General features: G+C 48.8%; 27 protein-coding genes and 4 pseudogenes. 11 read left to right on the plus strand and 20 right to left on the minus strand.

The features are described from left to right. Positions 1-55: 55 nt before the first annotated feature. From GPK94_RS13195 to GPK94_RS13260, 14 genes are all read right to left on the minus strand, one after another. On the minus strand, positions 56-517 hold the full coding sequence (locus GPK94_RS13195) for a hypothetical protein (protein ID WP_252192640.1): 462 nt from the start codon (positions 515-517) through the stop codon (positions 56-58). A gap of 73 nt (positions 518-590) precedes the next feature. Further along, the gene (locus tag GPK94_RS13200; RefSeq protein ID WP_215656039.1) at positions 591-1,310 is read right to left on the minus strand and encodes a hypothetical protein; all 720 of its coding nucleotides are present in this window, start codon (positions 1,308-1,310) and stop codon (positions 591-593) included. Positions 1,311-1,312: 2 nt separating this feature from the next. Next, entirely contained in the window at positions 1,313-1,744 is a 432-nt protein-coding gene (locus tag GPK94_RS13205) for a hypothetical protein (RefSeq protein WP_215656040.1), read from the minus strand. Next, the gene (locus GPK94_RS13210) at positions 1,741-3,249 is read right to left on the minus strand and encodes a DNA methylase (RefSeq protein WP_215656041.1); all 1,509 of its coding nucleotides are present in this window, start codon (positions 3,247-3,249) and stop codon (positions 1,741-1,743) included. The genes GPK94_RS13205 and GPK94_RS13210 overlap by 4 nt, the downstream gene beginning before the upstream one ends. A gap of 22 nt (positions 3,250-3,271) precedes the next feature. After that, positions 3,272-4,804 carry a sodium ion-translocating decarboxylase subunit beta gene (locus GPK94_RS13215; protein ID WP_215656042.1) on the minus strand — a complete coding sequence of 511 codons (1,533 nt, stop codon included), beginning with the start codon at positions 4,802-4,804 and terminating at the stop codon, positions 3,272-3,274. Between the two features lie 5 nt (positions 4,805-4,809). Continuing rightward, on the minus strand, positions 4,810-5,856 hold the full coding sequence (locus GPK94_RS13220) for an O-acetyl-ADP-ribose deacetylase (RefSeq protein ID WP_215656043.1): 1,047 nt from the start codon (positions 5,854-5,856) through the stop codon (positions 4,810-4,812). A 19-nt stretch (positions 5,857-5,875) separates the two neighbouring features. Beyond that, positions 5,876-6,085 (minus strand): hypothetical protein, encoded by a 210-nt coding sequence (locus GPK94_RS13225; protein ID WP_215656044.1) that lies wholly within the window; start codon positions 6,083-6,085, stop codon positions 5,876-5,878. A 48-nt stretch (positions 6,086-6,133) separates the two neighbouring features. Further along, entirely contained in the window at positions 6,134-6,550 is a 417-nt protein-coding gene (locus tag GPK94_RS13230; protein ID WP_008396792.1) for an immunity 70 family protein, read from the minus strand. A gap of 39 nt (positions 6,551-6,589) precedes the next feature. Next, positions 6,590-7,069: a flavodoxin gene (locus GPK94_RS13235; protein ID WP_215656045.1), complete on the minus strand. Its 480-nt coding sequence runs from the start codon at positions 7,067-7,069 to the stop codon at positions 6,590-6,592. A 14-nt stretch (positions 7,070-7,083) separates the two neighbouring features. Then, the gene (locus tag GPK94_RS13240; protein WP_215656046.1) at positions 7,084-7,800 is read right to left on the minus strand and encodes a hypothetical protein; all 717 of its coding nucleotides are present in this window, start codon (positions 7,798-7,800) and stop codon (positions 7,084-7,086) included. A gap of 4 nt (positions 7,801-7,804) precedes the next feature. After that, a complete protein-coding gene (locus GPK94_RS13245) occupies positions 7,805-8,491 on the minus strand; it encodes a hypothetical protein (protein ID WP_118480483.1) in 687 nt (228 codons plus the stop codon). Beyond that, on the minus strand, positions 8,491-8,796 hold the full coding sequence (locus tag GPK94_RS13250) for a carboxylate--amine ligase (protein WP_118480481.1): 306 nt from the start codon (positions 8,794-8,796) through the stop codon (positions 8,491-8,493). The genes GPK94_RS13245 and GPK94_RS13250 overlap by 1 nt, the downstream gene beginning before the upstream one ends. 220 nt (positions 8,797-9,016) lie before the next feature. Continuing rightward, positions 9,017-9,481, minus strand: coding sequence for an ImmA/IrrE family metallo-endopeptidase (locus GPK94_RS13255; RefSeq protein ID WP_243031211.1), 465 nt, complete (start codon positions 9,479-9,481; stop codon positions 9,017-9,019). A gap of 142 nt (positions 9,482-9,623) precedes the next feature. Beyond that, a complete protein-coding gene (locus GPK94_RS13260) occupies positions 9,624-10,046 on the minus strand; it encodes a helix-turn-helix transcriptional regulator (RefSeq protein ID WP_215656048.1) in 423 nt (140 codons plus the stop codon). Positions 10,047-10,271: 225 nt separating this feature from the next. Here GPK94_RS13260 and GPK94_RS13265 point away from each other — a divergent pair, with 225 nt between their 5' ends. From GPK94_RS13265 to GPK94_RS13290, 6 genes are all read left to right on the plus strand, one after another. Then, positions 10,272-10,529, plus strand: a complete 258-nt coding sequence (locus GPK94_RS13265) for a hypothetical protein (RefSeq protein WP_118480489.1) — start codon at positions 10,272-10,274, stop codon at positions 10,527-10,529. Continuing rightward, positions 10,526-11,257: an ImmA/IrrE family metallo-endopeptidase gene (locus tag GPK94_RS16310; RefSeq protein WP_118480475.1), complete on the plus strand. Its 732-nt coding sequence runs from the start codon at positions 10,526-10,528 to the stop codon at positions 11,255-11,257. The genes GPK94_RS13265 and GPK94_RS16310 overlap by 4 nt, the downstream gene beginning before the upstream one ends. After that, positions 11,254-11,499, plus strand: a complete 246-nt coding sequence (locus GPK94_RS13275) for a hypothetical protein (protein ID WP_044930861.1) — start codon at positions 11,254-11,256, stop codon at positions 11,497-11,499. The genes GPK94_RS16310 and GPK94_RS13275 overlap by 4 nt, the downstream gene beginning before the upstream one ends. Positions 11,500-11,683: 184 nt before the next feature. Further along, positions 11,684-12,181 (plus strand): hypothetical protein, encoded by a 498-nt coding sequence (locus GPK94_RS13280; RefSeq protein ID WP_119191164.1) that lies wholly within the window; start codon positions 11,684-11,686, stop codon positions 12,179-12,181. Between the two features lie 514 nt (positions 12,182-12,695). Continuing rightward, a complete protein-coding gene (locus tag GPK94_RS13285; RefSeq protein WP_008396774.1) occupies positions 12,696-12,920 on the plus strand; it encodes a DUF6870 family protein in 225 nt (74 codons plus the stop codon). A 167-nt stretch (positions 12,921-13,087) separates the two neighbouring features. Further along, positions 13,088-13,312, plus strand: a complete 225-nt coding sequence (locus GPK94_RS13290) for a recombinase family protein (RefSeq protein WP_252192641.1) — start codon at positions 13,088-13,090, stop codon at positions 13,310-13,312. A gap of 48 nt (positions 13,313-13,360) precedes the next feature. Here the strand turns inward: GPK94_RS13290 and GPK94_RS13295 are convergent, their stop codons facing one another. The 5 genes and pseudogenes from GPK94_RS13295 to GPK94_RS13315 form a co-directional block, all read right to left on the minus strand. Further along, on the minus strand, positions 13,361-15,037 hold the full coding sequence (locus GPK94_RS13295) for a recombinase family protein (RefSeq protein ID WP_019727566.1): 1,677 nt from the start codon (positions 15,035-15,037) through the stop codon (positions 13,361-13,363). A 100-nt stretch (positions 15,038-15,137) separates the two neighbouring features. Beyond that, complete coding sequence (locus tag GPK94_RS16315) at positions 15,138-15,365, minus strand: transposon-encoded TnpW family protein (RefSeq protein ID WP_004607973.1); 228 nt, start codon at positions 15,363-15,365, stop codon at positions 15,138-15,140. Positions 15,366-15,782: 417 nt separating this feature from the next. Then, positions 15,783-16,043, minus strand: a complete 261-nt coding sequence (locus GPK94_RS13305) for a helix-turn-helix domain-containing protein (protein WP_019727567.1) — start codon at positions 16,041-16,043, stop codon at positions 15,783-15,785. After that, positions 16,024-16,464: a sigma-70 family RNA polymerase sigma factor gene (locus GPK94_RS13310; protein ID WP_008978027.1), complete on the minus strand. Its 441-nt coding sequence runs from the start codon at positions 16,462-16,464 to the stop codon at positions 16,024-16,026. The genes GPK94_RS13305 and GPK94_RS13310 overlap by 20 nt, the downstream gene beginning before the upstream one ends. 535 nt (positions 16,465-16,999) lie before the next feature. Beyond that, positions 17,000-17,347: pseudogene (locus GPK94_RS13315) on the minus strand (23S rRNA (adenine(2503)-C(2))-methyltransferase RlmN); the annotation flags it as partial. On the opposite strand from GPK94_RS13315, the pseudogene GPK94_RS13320 reads away from it, so the two are divergent. Then, positions 17,337-17,459 (plus strand): annotated as a pseudogene (locus GPK94_RS13320) (plasmid mobilization relaxosome protein MobC); the annotation flags it as partial. The pseudogenes GPK94_RS13315 and GPK94_RS13320 overlap by 11 nt on opposite strands. Beyond that, positions 17,420-18,715, plus strand: coding sequence for a relaxase/mobilization nuclease domain-containing protein (locus tag GPK94_RS13325; RefSeq protein WP_346728035.1), 1,296 nt, complete (start codon positions 17,420-17,422; stop codon positions 18,713-18,715). The pseudogene GPK94_RS13320 and the gene GPK94_RS13325, both read left to right, overlap by 40 nt. Before the next feature lie 407 nt (positions 18,716-19,122). Here GPK94_RS13325 and GPK94_RS13335 read toward each other — a convergent pair. Then, positions 19,123-19,470 (minus strand): annotated as a pseudogene (locus GPK94_RS13335) (DUF4316 domain-containing protein); the annotation flags it as partial. Between the two features lie 2 nt (positions 19,471-19,472). Here GPK94_RS13335 and GPK94_RS13340 point away from each other — a divergent pair. The 3 genes and pseudogenes from GPK94_RS13340 to GPK94_RS13350 form a co-directional block, all read left to right on the plus strand. Then, positions 19,473-19,808 (plus strand): hypothetical protein, encoded by a 336-nt coding sequence (locus GPK94_RS13340; protein ID WP_215656049.1) that lies wholly within the window; start codon positions 19,473-19,475, stop codon positions 19,806-19,808. Further along, entirely contained in the window at positions 19,808-21,379 is a 1,572-nt protein-coding gene (locus GPK94_RS13345) for a recombinase family protein (RefSeq protein ID WP_215656050.1), read from the plus strand. Before GPK94_RS13340 ends, GPK94_RS13345 begins: the two co-directional genes overlap by 1 nt. 169 nt (positions 21,380-21,548) lie before the next feature. Next, positions 21,549-22,061, plus strand: a pseudogene (locus tag GPK94_RS13350) (stage V sporulation T C-terminal domain-containing protein); the annotation flags it as partial. Between the last annotated feature and the right edge of the window lie 27 nt (positions 22,062-22,088).

Below are 22,088 nucleotides of genomic sequence, written 5' to 3' on the forward strand. Positions count from 1 at the left end.
TGATTTTCAAAAAGGGAAAGGCAGTTACTCATGAAAACTGCCTTTCCTTTTCTCTTTATTCGCGCTGAGAATTGCGTTGATACTCTTGGTCGCGCTCTGCGCTTGGCTTGAGGAAATCGTCCACGTTTGCCTTCAAAGTGTCGATCATCCGAGCTTCCTTTTTGAGCCTCGCACGTTCGTCATAAAGCCGCTGCTGCTCTTCAAGAAGTCTCTGCTGTTCCGCTTGGAGCGTCTTCAAGCTCGGCAGCTTTTCATCGCCTTGCATGGCAAGCAGTGTACTCCGCGCCGCCTCAAAGATCACAAGCTCTGCTTCGTGCTTTGCCTTGAAACTCGGCTTGTCTTTCGCCTTCTGGAAGGCGTCATATACGGGCTTTAGGTGCTGGTAGTTGGAGATGTTTTTGATAAGCGGCTGGACTTCCCGCAGACGTGCCTCAACGTCTTTCAGCTCCTTGCCGGTGCGGTCATAGGAGCTGTGAACGTCCTCAACCTTCTTCTCAAGATCGGCGTATTGGAGCAAGTTGTTTTCCGTAAGATACAGTCATATTGTACTTCGGTATTCACTTCATTTGGTCGCATGGCAAGCGACAGTTTTATGGGTCGGGAATTACATGGTACTTTAGATGGTTACCTCTAAACCAGCAATATTTGTCTGTTATATCCTCGACTTTCATGTCCTCGTCATCAACAAGATAAAACACTCCCTTTGCTCTTAAAACAGTTGCGCCGTACCAAGTAGGATCATCGTATTCAGGATCGCGACTATCAATGCAAAAGTCAGGACTCCCTTCAAACCACAATTCGATTTGACAACCCCAAATGCCATCTAAAAGGACGTGTACTACATCTCCATTGCGTTCACACTTTTTTATATAAGCATCATGAAAGCCACCCGCTGCCCAAAGGAGGTTTGCTATATCAGAATCGTCGTTTACTTCAACTATCTCTTGATAATTCTGTGCAGCATCTATTGCAATACATTTCTTGAGCATCGATGAATCAAGTTTTAGTTCAGCAGAATAAGCATCAACTTCATGCAAAAAATCGACACAACCATGATTTGCTTCGTCCAAGACCCAATTGCGCTGATCCGCATCCACAATCAGGATTTTGGGGTCGAGGTATTTGCTTCCCTGTGGAAACACATACTTCTTGACCAAGCAGTCTTTCTTTTCGTTTAGGACAAGGTAGAATTGGTTGTGGATACTTTCAAGATATTGCTCGTAGTCATCTGTTGCGGTGACTTTGCAGAAATATCCAAACACCGTTGATGTGTAATATGTGCTATCTGCGTTTCTTACAATAGCGTACAAGTTTAATCACCTTCGTTCTCGTTGGTAATGACCGAAATGCTCATGTCATAAACATCATCCATCGGAATCCTTGTGCCGTCCTGCATGGTAATCAGCCGCTCAAAGTCATCAACCTTTTTGACCGCGCCGATTGCCGATACATATTCGCCGCCAGCCTTGCGTTCGTCAGGCTTGAAGTAGGTTATCTTAATCTCTGGCTCTTCATCAAGGGCGTCCATGAGAAACTGATACTTTACGTTCAAGGCAGTCAGAGCATCTTCATCAAGCTCAATTCTTTCGTTAGTCAATCGCCCGGTTTCTTTGATGGCAGAATCATAGCCAGTGAGAGCTGCAAAGGGCGCAAACTGCGCTGCGCGATCTGACATCGGCATCTGCGGTCGCGTTTTTGAGACGTGGTGCGGAAGTCCCATGATCTCGTCGTATTTTCCGTTCACGCCTTATGCCCTCCAATCTGCGCGTTGCGGTCTTTAGCTGTTGCACCTTCTTCAAGATTCATTGCCTTGAGGATAGCGTTCTTTCCGTATTTCTTCTTGATGGCGAGAGCTGCTTTCTGGATTTTCCGCTCACGCTCCAATGCCGCATCCTCGGCTTTCTGTTTTTCCTCTTCGGCAGCGTAGTCGGTGAAGAGGTCGAGTTGGACAGCACCGTCGTTTTTCTTTGGTGCATCGGCTTCCGGCAGGACATGGTTTGCAACAACGTACATACGGCGGACAAGCAGATTCTTGTCCACGATCCGGTCAAACAGCTCTGACACAGCACACATTATTTTGCGCGTAGATGATGTGTGACCGTCGAGGTTGATAGACCCATGCGCCTGTTTGGGAACCTGTCTTCCGTAGTGATCTGTCTCGACCGCGCCGTGATACTTTGTCCTCCGTGATGGGTCAGTCAAGTTCTCAATGTCGTAGCCTACCGTGAGAACCATCTGGTCGGTGACAAGTCCCTTGTCCACCAAATCCAGCACAAGCAAGTCCGTCATCTCGCGGATGACGAGCTTTGCCTTATCCGCTTCATAGGGGCAGTGCAAAACCTGACCGGAGCTGAGGCTGTTGGAACTCGGACGATAGGCTTTGATTGCTTCAATGGTCGTAGGCTCCCAGCCCCACGCATGGTCAATGAGTAATTCCGCATTCTTCCCAAACAGCTTGTAAAGCAAATCCTCGTTCCGCTCTGAACAAAGGGCAACATCGCCCATTGTGAACATCCCGTTCTGCTCAAGTTTTTTTGAAATGCCCCGACCCACGCGCCAGAAATCCGTGAGAGGCTGGTGCGCCCAAAGCTCACGCCGAAACTTCATCTCATCCAGCTCTGCAATGCGGACGCCATTCTTGTCAGCGGGAATATGCTTCGCCACAATGTCCATTGCCACTTTGCAGAGGAAAAGATTCGTGCCGATCCCAGCAGTTGCCGTGATGCCGGTTGTCTCAAGCACGTCGAGGATGATCTTCATGGCGAGATCATGGGCGGAGAGCTTGTAGGTATTCAGGTAGTCCGTCACATCCATGAACACCTCGTCGATGGAGTAGACCACAATATCTTCCGGGGCAATATACTTGAGATAAACCTGATAGATGCGGGTGCTGTACTCCATGTAGTACGCCATCCGAGGCGGCGCGATGATGAAGTCAATCGACAGAGACGGGTTTGCTTGCAGCTCCGAGAAGAAGTGCGATGTGCCGTCCAGTCTGCGTCCCGGTGCGTCGTGCTGCCGTCCGGCATTCGCTTCCTTCACGCGCTGTTTGACTTCAAATAGCCGCCCGCGTCCGGAGATGCCGTAGCTCTTGAGAGAGGGAGTAACGGCAAGGCAGATGGTCTTATCCGTCCGGCTCTCATCCGCAACGACAAGATTTGTGTCCAGAGGATCTAAGCCGCGTTCCCGGCACTCCACGGAGGCGTAGAAGGATTTCAGGTCGATTGCAATGTATATGCGCTGCTTCATCTTCTGCGCCTCCGATTTCTTCTCAGATTAGCTCTAATGACATTTCATTGGAGTTTTTGATGTTGAATACGATACGCCATTCAATATCACCCTCCACCGGCTCAAAGTGTAGAGCGGAACAAGCTGCATGGAGTTTTTCTTTCGAGCTGCCTCCACATACGATTGCGGTTGGACCGTCCGCGCCGCCGATAATGCCGATACAAGCCATATCGTTTCGTGCCTCCGGTGCATAGCGGTCAGAGCATGGCGCAATTTCCAAAGGCTTGTCCCCCTCAGCACAATCACAGATCGAAATATCGCTGTCCGGTTCAGGAGAAAGCGTATAGCTCATGGCGGTAAAATGCGTCGGATAAAACCAGCGGTCAGAGCCGAAACGCTTTTCGGAAATTGTCTGCCGCTCCAATTCCTGTACGGTTAATGTGTATTTTGTGCCGCTGACCGGATGGGTGAAAGAAAACGAATCGCCGGGAGCGTGTGTCTTGAAATGTGGTCCTGGGACACGGCATGACCGCTGCTCCATCGTAAAGGAGAGAGATTTTATTTCAGTACGGCGTTTGCTTGCCCACGGAAAAGCTGCCCGAAAAATCATCCATCCATAGGATATATCCAAGTCATAGTGTTCCAACGCCCACTTTGCTTCCAATTCATTGATCATCCCATCCGGCAAACACGGATTATAAACCACCGAGCAGCCGTGGGAGATTCGCATTGTTTTCCCGTTCAATTCCAAACGAGGAATAAAGTCAAGGCAAAGCGGATTGTCTAAATCAATTTGCATTTGCTGCTCCTGCGTGAAGTATTCGCAGGAGTCGTTTTCGGGGTGCAAATCCCATTTCGTCATGAACTTGCGGATGTCATCCTCTGGGGTGCGCATACAAAAGTCCATGACGAGTCCCTTGCTGCAAGAATACGCCGCAGGAATAACCCAATGATGCCTCGCCCAGTCAAATTGCTTATTCAACCGGATTTCCGTTCCGGCATGGTCTTTTCCCGAATGTCCCCAGAAGTTTCCCTCAAAGTAGACCTTCCACTCAGGCATGGTCGGTTCTGCTTCTGGGTTCATATCAACATCATAATAGTCCTCGGTGTACTTGATCTTACTATAATCAAAAGATGCTTGCAGCTTTTTGATGTATACCCACGGCTGTTCCATAGGCGTCAATTTCATTTTCTCAGCAAGCTCTGATAGCGTTCTTTGCTGATCCTGCGTTGGAGGGTTGTCCTGCAAAAAGGCTTCAAACTGGGCTTTATCCCACATCCACGCCTGTTCCAGCGCTGCCGAATCACTGCAAGCAAGGAGCAACCTCAGAAAGTCTTCAAAATCGTTTGCCAGCGGATGAACAAAATCCGGAGCCGAGTTCATGGGACTGACGGAAAATACCATACCGCCAAAGTCTCGAACAAAGCAGAAGTGGATGCCGTCCACACCCGCCCAGCCAAAAATAGATGCACCTTTTGGCGTGCAAAAGTATGGGTTGTTATCTTCACGACGCTCCACCCCTACGGGCGAAAGGTCAATACCACTTCGCAAAAATTTCTGAAACACTTTATCCATAGACCTTATGCTCCTATTAAACTTTGGTCGAAGGCAAACAGAGCCTCGTTGATCTCAAAGACATTATAGTTCCCATGCTCCACGAAATACTCCACGATGATGTCAAACTTGTTGGAGTGGGAGAGCGCAAAGCCAGCCTTCATGAGCATATCCTTCATTTCAACAAGCGGCAGCTCAAGGGCAATGGCAAACGCAATGACCGTGGGCTTGGAAGGCTTATAAGACTTGTCCGAGCGGATCTTCGAGAAGAGTTTCCGGTCAATATTTGCCTTCTTGTAGCACTGTGCGTCCGTCATGCCGCGTTCGTCAATCTTCCGCAGCAGCATCTCGGAAAAGCTCTCATCGATCTGTTCCAGTGCATCGTCGAGAGTTGCCGCCTTTTTAGGAGCAGCCGCCACAGAGACAGGAGGGATGAGCTGTTCGATTGCATCTTCATCGCAGACGGATGACTCGCAAGGCATCGGCTCTTCCATCCGGAAGGCACTCATTCTGCGCAGCCGCTCAGAACGAGGATCGGTATGCTCATCCACATAGCGGTCGTCTATGTACGCTGCAATGTCGGCAAACAGCTTGCCGCTGATCTGATAGGCTTTGCGGTCGAAAATGACGATGTACACCGTCATTTCGTTTTCAAGAAGGAAACCGCTAATGGTGTCAATCGCCACTTTGAGAGCCTGATCCTTCGGATAGCCAAAGATGCCAGAGGAAATCAGCGGGAACGCAACCGATTCACATCCGTATTCCTTCGCCAGCATGAGCGATGTCCGATAGCAGGAGATCAGCAGTTCGCGCTCACCATGCCGCCCGTCATACCAGCGCGGACCGACTGCGTGAATGATATATTTGCAGGGCAGACGATAGCCCTTCGTGATTTTTGCGCTCCCGGTTTCGCAGCCGTGGAGCGTTTCACATTCTGCCAGCAGCTCCGGTCCTGCGGCACGATGAATGCAGCCGTCCACACCGCCGCCACCCAGCAGCGACTCGTTGGCAGCGTTGACGATGGCGTCCACCTTCATTTTTGTGATGTCATTTCTGACGATTTGAAGCGGCATTATTCTATCCTCCGTCCTATCAAAGCGGCATCGGCGTCCGGGCGATCAGAATGATCGCCAGAATCGCGCCCACAAATGCCGCAACCCCTATGACTGCCAATGGCTTTTTGCCGAGGTTCTTCTTTGCTGCCTTGCCAATCAGCGCAGCGCAAGCCATGCAGACAGCCGCAGCCACAAGTGCAATGCCCAGCGTTTCCCATAGCCAAGAAAGTTCATGTAGGATTTTCATGCGTTCATCATCTCCTGTTCGTTAAACTGGAATCTATCTGCGCTCTCCTTATACGCTCTCAATAGTCAAATCCATTTGCAATTTTTTTGCTTTTTCCAAGGCGTTGAAAAATATCGTGATGAAGTCTTCTCCATCGCTTGTCACAAAGTAATTAGATAGGTTGGTAATATCATTGCTGATATTTTTGCCCCAAGGCGGTTGCTTAGACAAATCGTCAATATCCCAAACCACCTTATCCGGACTAAACGCTTGGAGTTCTAACTGAATCTTTTTCAGTTCCACTATGGCTGTTTCAACGTTATCTTTATCCAATGTTCCTTGATATAGCTCATTCATAAGCGTTGGGAATCTGCTACCCCATTTCCCGTTTTCTAAATTATAAGAAACTGTTGAGAAAAAGGAGTGTAGAAAATCTCCATTTCCTATTTGATAGCAAAAGAACGCAACTTTGAATCCGACAGCCATGTGTCTAATTTCCCCCTATAAATCCGATTTGTCTGCCCCTTAAAGTCCAAGTTCTTCAACCCACGCCGCAAACTCCTGATGCCCGACGCTGCCCTTGAAAACCTTGCCGTCCATCAGCTTTGCGCCTTTGCAGCTCGGCGCAAGGCGTTCGTTCGTCTTGCCAATGTCGCTTCCTCCGGAGGTTGCAAACGGGATGATCGTCTTGCCGGTCAGATCATAGCTCTCAAGGAACGTATTGATAATCGTCGGCGCGACATACCACCAGATCGGGAAGCCCACAAAGATGGTATCGTAGTCCTTCATGTTGTCCCGCTTGACGGCAATCTCAGGACGGGAGGCAGGATCGCTCATCTCAATCGTGCTGCGGGCGTTCTTGTCCATCCAGTTCAGATCAGCTTCCGTGTAAGGCACCTTCGGCTCAATCTCAAAGATGTCCGCGCCGACTGCCTCTGCCAGCGTCTCGGCAACCTTCGCGGTCACGCCGGACGCAGAAAAATATGCTACAAGTTTGTTGCTCATAATTGCCTCCATGTTTATTCTTCTTGATCCAGACCACCATTCAGAACAAGGTACAACAGTACCTCCATCAAATTAGCAATCTTTCCAAGTGTAATGTCTTCATCTTTGGACTTCATAATCAACTGAAATACTCCATAGAACACGTCGTTCTGGTTAAGGTCAGTTTCCGTTTCAAACCGCTCAAGAAGTGCTTCTATGCGCTCCAAGTCCGGCTCATCTTCCGGCTTAAACGAATCCTGCATTCCAAGTAGAGATGCAAGCCGCTCATCCTTCATGATAGCGTCGTATTCTATGAGCTGCTTTGCTCCTTCTGGCAGCCACTCGTCAAAATAATTGATAAAAATGTGTACGCGAATGCCACCTTCCTCATCAGGAGAGAAGCAGACGGTATGTGACTTATCCGCGATCTCTTTCAGGAAAGCGAGATCTTCCGGATCATCGAACTCCACGAACGGAAGGAACAAATTGATTTCGGAATGCCAATGGTGATAGTCTACGATCCCTTCAATACGTCCGTGATGCTGCTTGACAAACGCATCACAGCGTTCCAAAAGATACTCGTAATTCTTCTTATCCTCCGGCACAATGATCTTAGGTATCTTGTCCATCGCCTCAGAGTACGCTTTCAGCATACCTCCGTTAAGCACACGGTCATAGACCTCTTCGGACCATTCATCGCGTTCAGTAGGCTCAACTTGTCGGTAATCCTTTTCATAGATTAGATCGTCCATAGCGTTACCCCTTTATGATTGTCTCAAGCTGCTTCTCGGCTGCATTGGGAAGAAGCGTGTGCAGATGTCTCAGAATATGTTCTCTGGATTCCTGCGGGTCTCGCTGATAGGCGGACGTGATAAAGTCGTACCCGAAAAGCTCTTCCGGCGTCGCATACTCTGCAACGCCCCAGCCATAAGGTCTTCCGTACTTGTCCTGCATATAAACGAAATCCGCAATGCAGACATAGCTCTGCATTTGCAACCTTGTGATACACGTTTCAAAGCCGGTGTTGCCGCCCTTGCGATAGTTCCGTAATTCTTTCAGACGCTTGGAAAGAACTGTGCCTTCATCAGCTATGGTTTCGTAAAGCTCTTTGTCCTTATAGGACGTCAAGCCATCATCCCACCGAGCATCAAAGTCATATCCGTCTCGCCGGAAGTTTGCAAAGTCCGGAATCCAATCACGGCTCACGAAGCCAGCTCTTTTATTGAAAATCTTGCCGTAGAGACATTTGCCGCTTCGCGCAGCCGGACCTTTCCACTCCCACGGACCGTCTGCATCATCCGCAAACCACAATTCAGGGGCGCACAGCTCTTCAACAGAAAAGCCGGGAATCTCGTTCTGAAAGAAAGGCAGAAAGCCGTATTCTTCAACAGCGGCAATCAAGTCATCGGCACTATGCAGTTGTCCGACATAACGCTCTGACATTACTCTGCCTCTTCAATCACACCATAATCAATCAGAATATTTTTCTCCGCATATTGCGGGTAAACAATACCCATCATCTCATACTGATAACGTCTCACGCGGCGATGCTCCTGAACCGGCTCCGGTGCATACGCAGCGGTTTCACAGTGCGCATATTCTGGCATTTCCGCAAGATCATCCCGAACTGCGCGGATGAGTGCGTCTGTGACTTCTTCAATGCTGCCGCCAATCTCCACAGCAACCAGCTCATGCTTGAGGACGGACTTGTCCAGATCACCAGGGGAACGGAACAGTTTGTACTTCATAATGCACGTCCTTTCTCTGTCTATCGCGGTTACGTTTCTTGTGTAAGGCTTTTTGCTGCTTCTTGAACTCCGACTGTGTAACGAGACATAAGTAGAGAGAGTAGTTCAAGCATCATCTGCATACGGCAATTCAGTGCCATTGCAGGATTGTGTAGGTTTCGACATAGGGCATCCCATATAATGAATATATCAGACAGGAAACCCCTTAAATCCTCTGCTGTCAACCTTCCGGCTTGACGTTTTTGAGGAAATCTGAACGCGGTACATACGGCAAGTTAAGTTGCCATCCCATGCGATTCAGCTCGTTGAGCTTGATCAGCATCAAGTTTACATTTGTCTCCATGATGGAGGAAAGCTGTACCACATCATAGCCTTGCTTCATCAGCTCCATCAGCTCGTCATCGTCGATCCGCAAATGGGCGCTGAACGCATTGGCTTCATATTCCATCTCGTTACGCATATCGAACAGCGTAAACTCCTGCAACCCGCTTGCACCTTTGGCTTGCTCCCGGTGCAGGCAGTCGTGACCAATCTCATGTCCGCAGACCATGAGCTTTACAATGTACTCCATATTGGAGTTCAAAAGAATGTGCCTCTCCTTATGCCGGTAGGTGTACATTCCAAGAAGTTCGTTCAGTCCATCAATGAAATGAACGTAGATACCCAACTCTTTTGCAATACGCACGGTGTCCCGTGTTCCGCAGCCTCGTACAATATCCGTGGCTTTGTGGTGAATGAGTTCAGGTCGTAGAAGCAATTTTCATCACCCCCGCTATACCGATGGTTATTCCGTAATTATATAACATCAGCAGTCCAATAAACCGCCCTCAATCCTCATCGAGATGCAGCTTGTATTTCTTTGGTGTGTATTTTTCGACGTTTCGGGCTTTGGAATCCCAGTAGATGTCCTGCAACGCTTTCATGACGGCATCTTTGTCCTGCTCAGAAAGCGTTCCGCCAGCAAACAAACCGGAGATACCATCCACCAAGTCCTGTGCCTGTTTCTTTCCACGCGCACCATATTTCTCTGCTGCCTGAACAACAAAGCCCTCATCTTCTGTCAGAAGATAATTGACATCAACGCCGAAGAAATCAGCAATCTTCTTATAGGCTTCCCGTGTACGGGGCAAGGAAGTACCTTTCTCATACAGCGTGATCATTTTGCGTGTAATCCCCAAGCTGTCTGCGACTTGCTGCTGGGTTAGTTCCTTCTTTACTCGTTCTTCCTTGAACTTCTCAGCAAATGTCATGTCTCGTTCACCACTCCTTCACAAAAAGTTTGCGAAACTGAATTTCCCATTTCTATTGACATGGGTAGTTGAAGTATGTATAATAGATATGCGTAATTCAATTACCCATAGTATATCGCGGATTACTCATCAAGTCAAGAGGAACGCGAGAATATGCACAGAAAAGTTACAAATATAAGCTGTTTCACCGAGACAGCTCAATAGCAAGGAGTGAGGATGCAAAACATGGAAGCACGATGCAGGAAGGCGTATGTTTGTGTCAATCTGGATGTAGACAAGGAAGGAGCTATCCGTCCGCGTTTCATCCGGTGGGACAATGGTTTGATTTTTCAGATCGACCAGATTCTTTACAAATGCCGCGCCACATCCAAGAAGGTTGGTGGTGGCGGCATCCGTTACACAGTCATGATTAAAGGAAAGGAGTCGTTCCTTTTTCATGAAGGAGACAAGTGGTTTGTCGAAGCAAAGGAGAATGCCCAGTGATCTTATCCCAGAAGCAAATCGAAGAAATTGCAGCAGCCGTTACGGAAGACTTCAACAAGTTCTTCTTCGGCACGGAGTCCGAGGAAGTCCGTATGGCTCGTGCTACGCCGATTGATCAGTTTGCAAGAGACTATCTCGGCTTGCAAGTGTCTTTTGCCCGCCTGTCCTCCGATGGAAGTATTTGCGGCTTGACCGCCTATACTGATACAGAGTACATCGTTGAGGAAAAGGGTGTCAGACGAACGCTCCCGCTTAAATGTAATCAGGTGTTGCTCGACGAGAGCTTCATCCGTCAGGGACAGATAAAGAAGCTCTGCGGGAAGCGGCGCTTCACGCTTGCCCATGAATGCGCTCATCAGATTCTCTATCAGATGGAATCCGATGAAGTCAAGCAATGCTGCAACCGGCAGTATTCCGCACGAACAGCCTATTCGCTGCGCGATCTCAAAACACATGAGGACTGGAATGAATGGCAAGCAAATGTCCTCGGTGCGGCAATCCTGATGCCGCAGAAAGAAATTGACCTTGCCGCATGGTATTTCATCCCTGAGAAGAAGTTGACGTCCTATGACGGCTACTTTACATACCGGGATCGCCTGTCGCTCAGAGCGATATGCGCACAACTCGGTGTTTCCCAATCCGCAGCCGTCATCCGTCTGCGCCAGCTTGGTTATCTCGAAGACCGCCCATATTCAGAGTTCAACGATCCGACGGAGGTATGGGCATGAAAAAGAATATCCGTGTTACTGAACCGTCTGCTGAAATGCAGATGAAGATCAGACGGGCGCGTATCGCCATTGCCAGCCAGAAGAGGCGAACGATGGAATGCCCGTACTGCCATCACAATACCATCATCGTTTTTGAGGACACAAGAGGTCACGTTCAGGCAAAGTGCAAACTCTGCGGAAGAGAAACCGTCTTCAATGTTCTCAGTATGAGAAGGTTATATCTCCACCTCAACAGAGGATAAGGAGTTTAACAAATAAATATTTGATAGCTGTGCTGTGGAGCCGCTGACTGGTGAGTCTTCCTAATGCCGCATGAACAGAGTGTTCGCACTCTGTTTTATCGGCATGGGATCACAACTCACCGTCATGCGGCTCTTTTTTTAGGCTTGTCCATCCGCTGCTCCGCGCCAGCGGAAAGGACAAGCAATGAAACGAATCCCTAAAACCCCTGTCGAGTTCGACTACGACCTCTGGACTACGGAGGACGGAAAGTGCATGGTGCGCGTAAAAATCACCGGCGAAGTAACGGAGGTTGACCGTGAGGTCATGAAAATACTTCGCGCTGAGGAAAAGATGCTCAGACGTTCGTATGGCTCTGATGGTGCATCTGAGGATGAAGACGGCGAAGAAAAAACTTCTGATGCTGTACTGTCCCTTGACGCTATGCCGGAGGACGATGTGAAGACTGCCGCATGGCTTGCTGACTCGTATGATCTCGCAAAAGAAGTCACAATGCAGCTCATGGTTAAGACATTTTACGCCGGTCTGACAGAAAAACAGCGCGGTGTATTTGAGCATTGCATGATTGCTGGGGAAAGTCTAAGCAGCTATGCGCGGGAAATTGGCGTTGACTACACGACGGTTCAGGAAACCCGAAATGCCCTCAGAAAAAAATTCAAAAAATTTTTCTCCGGCACCCCCTAATTCGCTTAAAAAATGTCCGTTGTAAAGTGAAGGGGTTAATCAGACCGCTTCACTGTTCCTTGAAAACTGAATAGTTCAGTGCTGCGGATCTTTCCGCTTCTGCGAAGCAACACAGCTTCCGACGCCAAGACCTCCTGCAAGGGAGTGAGCGACCTCCGGAGAGCTATAACAGCCGTGTGGTGTGGCTGCTTGCGACGATGCAGATGCCGGGTATAATGATACTTCCGTCTTTTCTTTGAAGGGGCGGCTCGGAGCGATCCTCGGAGGGGTGAGAGTCCCATGATACCGATTGACCATTGGTAGTCCGCAGCATTCCCTATTCGGCAGGGGCGCGAGCTGCAAATATGCCGGAAGTAGAACACTGTGAAAACGTCCGAAAGGACTTATCAGTGAATACTATGGGCAGCGATCCTCATGACCGCTGCCTATCAATTTGCTGATAAAGTGTTCTCGCGGCTTAACGCATAAGAAGGTAAATATTGGGCAAGAATACTCGTGAAAAGGCGGTGATGTTATGGAGAATGAGAGAAGCAGAAAAGAACTTCTCGACTCCTTGGTGGATATTCGGGACGTCAAAATTGACCGTTCCATGTCGGTAGAAGATCGGATGAAATCCTATGTGGAGCAGATCAAAAATCCCTATATGTTTAAGGTCGGCAACACGGTAGTTAGGGTTTCCTACGCAAATACTCAGGCTACGATCAATGACAATTTCGTAAATCTGCTTGCAAGTATGTGAGAAAGCCGTCGGATAACCCCAAAAGAATCTTTTTTGTGAACAAATCTGAAAAGGCTGGATAATTGCTTTGGACTGTGCTATAATAAGCATGGACAAAATCAGCGAAACACCACTGCTACTTTAGTTTTCGGGTTATCAGACCGGAATAAAGTAAGGAGTGGCGTTTTATGCTGAAATTATCTTTGGATAAAGATTATAAAGCCGCCATCTACCTGAGATTATCAAAGGAAGATGGCGACTTTTCTATTTCCGGCGAAAAACTTGAGAGTGACAGCATTTCAAACCAGAGAATGCTCATTAAGGAATACCTCAAGAAGCACCCGGAGATTACCGTAGTAAAAGAATACTGCGATGACGGCTTTACCGGCGCAAACTTTGTTGAGGTAAGATAACGTAACCTTTTTTGCAGAGGGTGTTATCTTACCTCTTTTTGATGTATGTTAGATAGCATAACTCTTTACGTCGGCTCCAATCTGTCTGAAATAGGAGATACTTTCAGTAGGCTTGTCGCCTGTATCAACTCTGCCGACAAAGCTATAAAAGATTTCGATTTTGCGGGTGTTCGTTTCCTTATCCAGTTCGTGAATAAGAATGCGGTCAATAAATTCATGGACGTTTTCGTAGGTCAGTTCGGTAATGGCGGTGTATTTGCGTACCAGTGCGACAAACCTTTTCACGTCCGCGCTGCGCTCGGTGGCGTTGTCAATTTCCTGTGACAGTTCCGCAATCCTCCGGGTCAGCGTCTTTTTTTCTTCGTCATAGCCGGAAGTCAGAAAAGCAAATTGTTCATCTGAAAGTTTCCCTAAAGCGTTGTCCTCATAGAGCTTGCGGAACAAGATATTCAGCTCGCTAATCCGGCTCTGCGCCTTGTCAAGCTCTTTCCGTTGCTGCGTCAGCGTCTTTTGTACTGCCTTTGCGCTGCACTCGTTGGCGGTTTCGATAAACTCCTGTTCATGCTCTTTCACATAGGACAATACCCTTTGTAAATCGGCAAGGACAAGTTCTTTAAGGACGCTCTTTCGGATATAATGGGTAGTGCAAAGCTCGCCAGTCCTTATCCTGTTTCGATACTTGCCGCAAGTGTAGGCGTGTTTGCGTTCCAGTGTCCCGGCTCCCTGTTGCAGATACATTTTATAGCCGCAGTCCCCGCAAAAGAGAAGCCCCGAAAAAATGTCAATTTCATCAACCTTTGTAGGGCGGTGTTTGGTGGCAATCCGTTTCTGTGCAAGCTCAAAGGTTTCTTCATCAATCAAGGGTTCGTGTGTGTTGGGGAAGAAGTAACGCTTTTCCTCCGGGTTCTTCTTCGTCTTTTTCGATTTGTAAGATACCTTATAGCTCTTGCCTGTAATGGTATGCCCCAAATACTCTTTACGCGCCAGAATGTCATAGAGCGTCTTATCCGGCCAGTTGTAAATACAATTCGGGTGTGGGCGGGGGTGCCTGTGGCTTCCTGTGCGCCTGTACTGCAATTCTGCAACAGTCAATACCTCATGTTCCCGTAGCCAGTTCTGGATTTCGCAGATACGGTCGCCGCGCACATACATAGCGAAAATCTGTTTTACAATGTGCGCCGTTTCCGGGTCGGGCAATAGATGATTGCGGTCGTTGGGGTCAGCTATGTACCCATAAGGCACTTGCCCGTTGACGCGCTCGCCTTTCTGCGCCTTTGCCTGTTTGACAGCCCGGATTTTCTTTGAAGTGTCGCGGGCGTAAAACTCGTTGAACCAGTTCCGCAGAGGGGTAAACTCGTTATCTTCCCTTGCTGTGTCTACACCGTCGTTAATGGCAATGTAGCGCACTTCATATTCGGGAAAAACAATCTCTATCAGCTCCCCGGTTTTCAGATAATTACGTCCCAGACGGGAGAGGTCTTTTGTTATGACGGTCGCCACGTTCCCGGCTTCAACTTCGTGCAGCATGGCTTGAAGCCCCTCACGCTCAAAGCTCACGCCGGAAAATCCGTCGTCTACGAAAAAGCGCGTGTTGAAAAAGTGGTGTTCGTCAGCATACTTTTGTAAAATCATCTTTTGGTTCTGTATGCTCTCGCTTTCCCCGGCCTGCATATCTTCCTGGCTCAATCTGCAATATAAAGCGGTAATCTTGTCTGTCTGTAACATTTTGTCCTCCTTTCCGACGACAGACAAGCATGGCATTTGTACTGTCTATATTATACCACATACCGCTGCCTGTGTCATGTATAAAATGTGAAGAAACGCCCTATTTCCGGGCGTTTGCGGGGTTCAGTTCCATGTCTTTGCGAATGAGTTTTTTTATCTTTTTATCCAGTGTGTCCGTTGCGCGTTCACTTGCGGACGAACATACAAGGTAAGTAACTTTTCCTATTTTATGCTCCGTTGTGGTAACGGGCGTTTGGTTTTGCGTCAAAGAAAATCCCCCTTTCTTTCGCAAACATATAATACAGTCTATGAATAGCAGCAAGTCCACTATTCAATAAAACAAAGGCTTTAATCGGACGGTTATTAGCATAACCTCATGGGAATTTCACCCCGGCATGGTTCTCATGCAGCCCTACCCATTGCCTGCGACGCTCTTAACGCTCGGACTGTGGCTGTAAGGAAGTATCATTGTATATTCTGCGTGTCGTCGCCCGCAAGCCGCTACACTTGCTTTCCGGCGCGGTGTTGGTCGCTCGGCTGTCCGGGCGGGGATAACCTCACCCGGATAGCGTCATGGCGCACCCGCCGTATGGCTCGGCGCAAAAGGAACGTATCCGATTTGCCCTATGCTGCGCCGCCGTTATCTTGCGCCGCTTTCTTTGTCAAGGTTCAGAATGGCTTTGCTGCCGCGTCAGCAGCGGAACGGAAAAGGGGGAGAGAGAAAGCGTCCCGCCGCCGCTGCGGTTTATTCCTCTGCCTTAAAGGTGAGGACAGCCATCATCAGTTTTGCTTGCAGCCGTTCCCGAATGTCGTGGTCTACGCCGAAATAGACATTCCCGCGCTCGTCGTACAGCTTCCGCATGGAGAGGCGGGCTATGTAGCCGCTGAAATGCTGCAAGACAATCTTCATAGCGTCCGGGTCGCCCTTTGTCGCTACCACAATGACAGGATAGGGAACAAGGGCATTTTCCGGGTAGCCGGGTTCGTTACCATTCGTCCCATTCATCAGCATTTTCCTCCAGATATTTTCTTAATCTCTCAAAAGAGCTTGTCCGCCTGTACTGTATCGTGCTTCTCGACGTATTGAACAGTTCCGCAATCTCGGTATCGTTCATTCCCTCGAAGTAATACAGCAGTATGGCTTTGCGCTTTTCTTCCGGCAAAGTACGGATTGCTTCAAGAAGCAGCTTTGGCGTGATTTTCTTCCCGGCTTTCTCAAAGACGGTTTCAACAGTTTCCCGTTTGAAATATTCATCAAACGTATGAAGCTGTCGCGCTTCGTCTAAGGTCATGTCGGAAAAGGTCACTTCCTTTGCCCTGTGTCTGCGAAGCTCTCTATGAGTGTCGCACGCTTCATTGTGAAGTACCGTATTACAAAACTTCTGAAAAGCACACTGTTTGTAAAACTCCCTGCTGTTAGGTTCCACATTCTCACCTCCTTTCTCGTTGGAAAGTTGGTGGTGCTTCCCCCTTTTCGCGGGGCAATACGGCGGTTTTCAAAAACGCCGAAGATTTTTTGAAATTTCTTCAAAAAATTTTTTGAGCAGCAAAATGCGCCTGTCCGAAAAGCCCGGACAGGCGCATTGGTATTGTGAGTAGTATTTAGATGATTAGACAGTTCATATATACAAGCGTAATTTCCCCCGGTGGTGGTCGGGCTTTTTTTGATGTGTCAATGACCGTCGGATTTTGTCGATATGGTATGTGCTTCATGGCGGCTACCTCCTTTAGCCGCCGCTTTTAACAGTGATACCGCGTCATTTCTTGAGAAGATAAAAAGAAACGGCGGCTTTGATTTTTCAAAGCTGCTGCGGAAATCAAAGAACGACAAGCAACAGTTCTGATTTTGCTCCAATATGGTTATTGGGGGCACAAATTAAATCAAAAAAGAGCCGATAACAGCAGTATTTCAAACTGCATATTATCGGCTCTGCGTCTGTGCGTCTGGCTCTTTTAATTAAATTATTTTTGTTGTTTTTTGGCTTTATTATATGTATTAGCTAACTGTCCACAAGCTGCTTTAATCTCTCTACCATGAGAAACTCTCATGGTAACTTCAAGTCCTGTTTGCTCTAATTGATGTTTGAACGCAACCATTTCTTGTTTTTGTGGTGCTCTAATTTTTGAATTACTCGTCGGGTTGTATTGCAGCACGTTAATCATAACATTTTTGCCCTTAAACCATTTTGCAAGTTGCCTTATATCTGAGGAACGGTCATTTATACCTGGTAAAAGCAAATACGCAAATACCACTTTTCGATTATGCCTTTGTGAATAGGACAATGCTTGCTTAACAACATCTTCAATAGCCCGCCGCGTGAACGCGGCGGGGAACGCATACCAAGAGGACATAGAGGAAATAAAGGGGGTGCTTGCGGAGATATGGCGGTTACAAAGATTAAGCCTGTTAAAAGCACCCTAAGCAAAGCCCTTGACTATATCGAAAACCCGGACAAGACGGACGGGAAAATGCTCATATCCTCTTTCGGCTGCTCCTATGAAACGGCAGACATTGAGTTCGGCTATACCCTCTCGCAAGCACTGGATAAGGGCAGCAATTTAGCCTTTCACTTGATACAGTCCTTTGCGCCGGGGGAAGTGGACTATGAGAAAGCCCACGAAATCGGGAAGCAGCTTGCCGACGCGGTGACAAAGGGGCAGCATGAATATGTTGTGACGACGCACATTGACAAGGGGCATATCCATAACCACGTCATTTTTTGCGCGGTGAATTTTGTAGACCATCACAAATACAATTCCAACAAAAGGAGCTATTACGGCATACGGAACATGAGCGACAAGCTGTGCCGGGAAAATGGCTTGTCCGTCGTCGTCCCCGGCAAGGGCAGCAAGGGAAAGAGCTATGCGGAGTACCAGGCAGAAAAGACGGGTACAAGTTGGAAAGGCAAGCTAAAGATTGCCGTTGACGCGCTTATCCCCCAAGTTTCCAGTTTTGAGGAATTGCTAACGCGGTTACAGGCGGCGGGCTATGAGATAAAGCCGGGGAAATATGTTTCATGCCGCGCCCCCGGACAGGAACGCTTCACCCGCCTAAAAACCCTCGGCGCAGACTATACAGAGGAAGCCATAAGGGAACGGATAGCGGGCAGACGGGCAAAGGCGGCGAAAGCCCCCAGAGAGCAGCGCGACGTTTCGCTGCTTATCGACATTGAGAACAGTATCAAGGCGGCGCAGAGTAAGGGCTATGAACAGTGGGCGAAAATCCACAATCTGAAACAGGCAGCTAAAACCATGAATTTCTTGACGGAACACAAGATTGAACAGTACGCGGATTTAGTCAGCCGGATTGAGGAAATGTCAGCGGAAAGCGGACAGGCGGCAGACGCATTGAAGAACGCGGAAAAGCGGCTTGCGGACATGGCGGTGCTTATCAAGAATGTTTCCACCTACCAAAAGACAAAGCCCGTCTATGACGCATACCGCAAGGCAAGGAACAGGGAGAAGTACCGCGCCGGACAGGAACAGGCGATTATCCTATGCGCCTTGAAGTCCCCCGGTGGAAGCTGCTCCCGGCTGCGCCGTTCTTCCTGTAAGAGTGATTGCAGCGCGTCCGGGTCGTCGGGTAGGGCTTCAAAGCGTTCAAACTTCCCAAGCTGCGGGTCTGGGTTGCCGTTGAAGAACCGTCCGGCGGGTATCTCCCTTTCCCCTCGCTCATAAATCAGCTTCACCGTATCGGCGGGCAGTTCCTTTTCCTTGACGCGCTCATAATGTTTAGCGTAGTCCAGTTCGTACAGATTGCCCTTAATTTTCCCGCGCTCCTTTCCCGTCAGCTCGATTGCATAGGCAAGGACGCGGTCGCTTGTCTGCTCCATGTAGAAACGCCATGTGTTGTGGGGCGCGGTGTCTTTGAGGAAAACGTCGCGCTCCCGGAAACAGTGCGTCCCGGACGGGCGGCAGAACCACAAAAGGGTCTTGTCCTCCCTGTTGGGGCTTGCCGCCGCCTTTGCGATAATCTCTTTGTCAATGTCTAAGTCGCTCTGGTAAAAGCCTGTGTTCTGCTTCATAATCGCTTCAAGGGAAGCGAACAAATCCACGTTTTCAAATTTACTCTGTTCCGGCATGGGTCAGCTCCTTTCCAAGTCCTGTGACTTCTGCTTTGCGTTTTTCTTCTGCGCCTTTTCCTTGTCGGCTCTAAGCTGCGCCCGGATAGAGGGCTTTTTTTCCGGCTTCGCTCCCTTGCCGCGCTCCTTGTCGGCTTTGACAGCGTTAGCCAGGTCAACAAGGGAAATCTGCTCGCCCGCCTTTACCTTTGCTTCCAGTTCGTCAACGGTGGGGGTGTTGTTGATGATACCGTCAATCATGTTTCCGTTCTGCTCTATGGTCTGCTCGGCGGTTTTCAAGGGATTGTCCCGCTGCGCCTGTTCTGCGGCAACGGCAAACGCCCGCGTCCCATTCCCCATAATCAGATAGCGGTATGTATGTTGATCTCAAGGAAGGATTGCTCTCTGACGCCGAGTACAGCCACCATAAAGAGATCGTCATGGAGGACATCCGGGCGATTGAGAGAAATCTATCCGAGCTGGAAGCGCCAAAGAATCAGACAGAGGAACAGATTACCGGCGAAATGAAGTGGAAGCAGATGATCCGCCGTTTCCACGACGCGACGGAAATCTCCGAAGAAATGGCGGACGCTTTCATCGAGACTATGGAAATTCATGAGGACGGCACATTGGAAATCAAACTCAGCTATATGGATGAGTTTGCAGCACTTACGAAGACTTGCGAGAAAATCAGGAAGGAGGTTGCTTGATGAAACAGCAAATCGCTATTTATCTGCGCTTGTCGCTTGAAGACGTTGACAAGCGCACAAACAAAGTCAAGGACGAGAGCAACAGTATCGCATCGCAGCGTATGCTCATCAATCGTCATCTGGATCAGAACCCGCTTCTCTGCGATCTGCCTCGTATAGAGTTCTGCGATGACGGTTTCTCCGGCACGAACTTTGATCGTCCTGACTTTGCAAAGATGATAGAGTGCGCAAAGCATGGAGAAATTAGCTGCATCGTAGTGAAAGACCTTTCCCGTTTCGGTCGAGACTATCTTGAAGTTGGTGACTATTTGGAGCATATTTTCCCGTTTCTCGGTATCCGCTTCAAGTCTATCAATGACCATTATGACAGCGCGAAACATGAAGGCAAGACTATCAGTATGGATATTGCCTTCAAGAACCTTATCTATGACTATTACAGCAAAGACCTGTCCAAGAAGGTCAAGTCTGCAATGGGAATGAAACAGGAGAAGGCAAAGTTTGTGAACACAGTCCCATACGGGTATAAAGCCGATCCTGCTGACAAGCATCACCTTATCATCGACGTGGAAACCGCTCCGATAGTCCGCCGTATTTTCATGGAAGTGATTGGTGGCAAGTCTTGCACACAGATTGCAAAGGAACTGAATACGGAGGGCATTCCAACACCCGCCCAGCATAAAGCCGTGTCCAGAAAGGCGTCTTCCAAGAAGCCCCAGTGGACACATCGCGGTATTCTGACTATGATAGAGAGCGTGAAGTACGCTGGAACAATGGTCAACCATATCCGCGAAAGCAGATTCATCCGTGACAAAAACCAGCGGCGCGTTCCCAAAGAAGAATGGTATATCCGCGAAAATGCGCATGAGGCGATTGTGACAAAGGATGAATACGAACAGGCACAAGAGGCAATCCAGAGGCGTAGAAAGTTTGTCCGAAGTTCCCATGACCAGTCAGACCGAGTTTACTTCTGCGCCCATTGCGGCGGAAAACTTGAGAAAGCCAATGGAACTGTATTTGCGTGTCCGTCCCATCGGTATCACGATGGCAGTCCGTGTGAAAACGTCCGCTGGCGAAAAAGCGCACTTGAAGAAATCGTCTTTGAAGCACTGAAAAGACAGATCGAGATCGTCAGTATTGAATCCGCAGCCGTCAGAAAAACAGCGAAAAGCAAAGGTGAAAGTCTGGAAAGACAGCTCGTCTTGCTGAAAGCTCAGTATGATGCCTGTGATCGCGAGAAGTTTACGATCTATGAAAACTACCGTGAAGGGAAGCTGACTCCGGAAGAGTATCTGTCCGGCAAAGACGCCCTTGCACAAAAACAAGCCGCCCTGAAAGAGCAGCTTGAATCCTGTGAAACCCAGCTTGAGGTCTTCCATCAGCAAAGTCTCGATGCAGAAGACCAGCATGAAGCAGCAAGCCGGATGACCGGCTTGCCCGATGACAAACTCAGAGAGCATCTGTATGATGCAGTTGAACGTGTACTTGTTTATGACGCTGAGACAATCGAAATTGTCTGGAAGTTCAACGAATCAAAAATCGACACCGATGAAAACATCGGAGTTGCGAATTGACTCCGGTGTTTCATTTCGTGGCAAATCTGTCGAATTTGCTCCTAAAATAACATAATCTATCGAAACCTCGTAGGCGCATCGTAGCACCGTCCGGAAAGCCCAGAGCCATTGATATTAAAGGCTTTTCGGATAGTTTGTAAAATTTTTTTGCACCTACTTGACATAAAGGGACGATCTTGGCCGTGTGGTGATCCCCAAAGAGATTCGCAGAACCATGCGGATCCGGGAGGGCGATCCCCTGGAAATTTATACAAACAGCGAGGGCGGCGTGATCTTTAAGAAGTACTCCCTCATGGGAGGACTGGGAGATTTCGCAGGACAGATGTGCGAGACCCTCAACAAGACCACCGGACGGATTTCGGTCATCACCGACCGGGACACCTGTCTGGCCGTGGCAGGGGGCGGAAAGCGGGATTTGACGGACAAACGGATCTCTTCCGCCCTGGAACAGATCATGGAGGGCCGGGGCATCTACCAGTATCAGAATGGCGAGACGCCTATTACAGTGACCGAGGACAACCACCGCTATTTCGTGGCCTGCGCCGCACCCATTCTCTCCGAGGGAGATGTGCTGGGGTGTGTGGTCTTTGCCGGAAATGAGGAAGAGCTTCTCACCGACGAGACGGACTATAAGCTGGTTCAGACCATCGCAGGATTTCTTGGACGCCATATGGAGAGCTGAGACAAAGCTGCCGCACCGCGCCGCTTC

Origin of the sequence: Pseudoflavonifractor sp. MCC625 (assembly GCF_018784545.1) — a bacterium.
Classification (GTDB): domain Bacteria; phylum Bacillota; class Clostridia; order Oscillospirales; family Oscillospiraceae; genus Pseudoflavonifractor_A; species Pseudoflavonifractor_A gallinarum.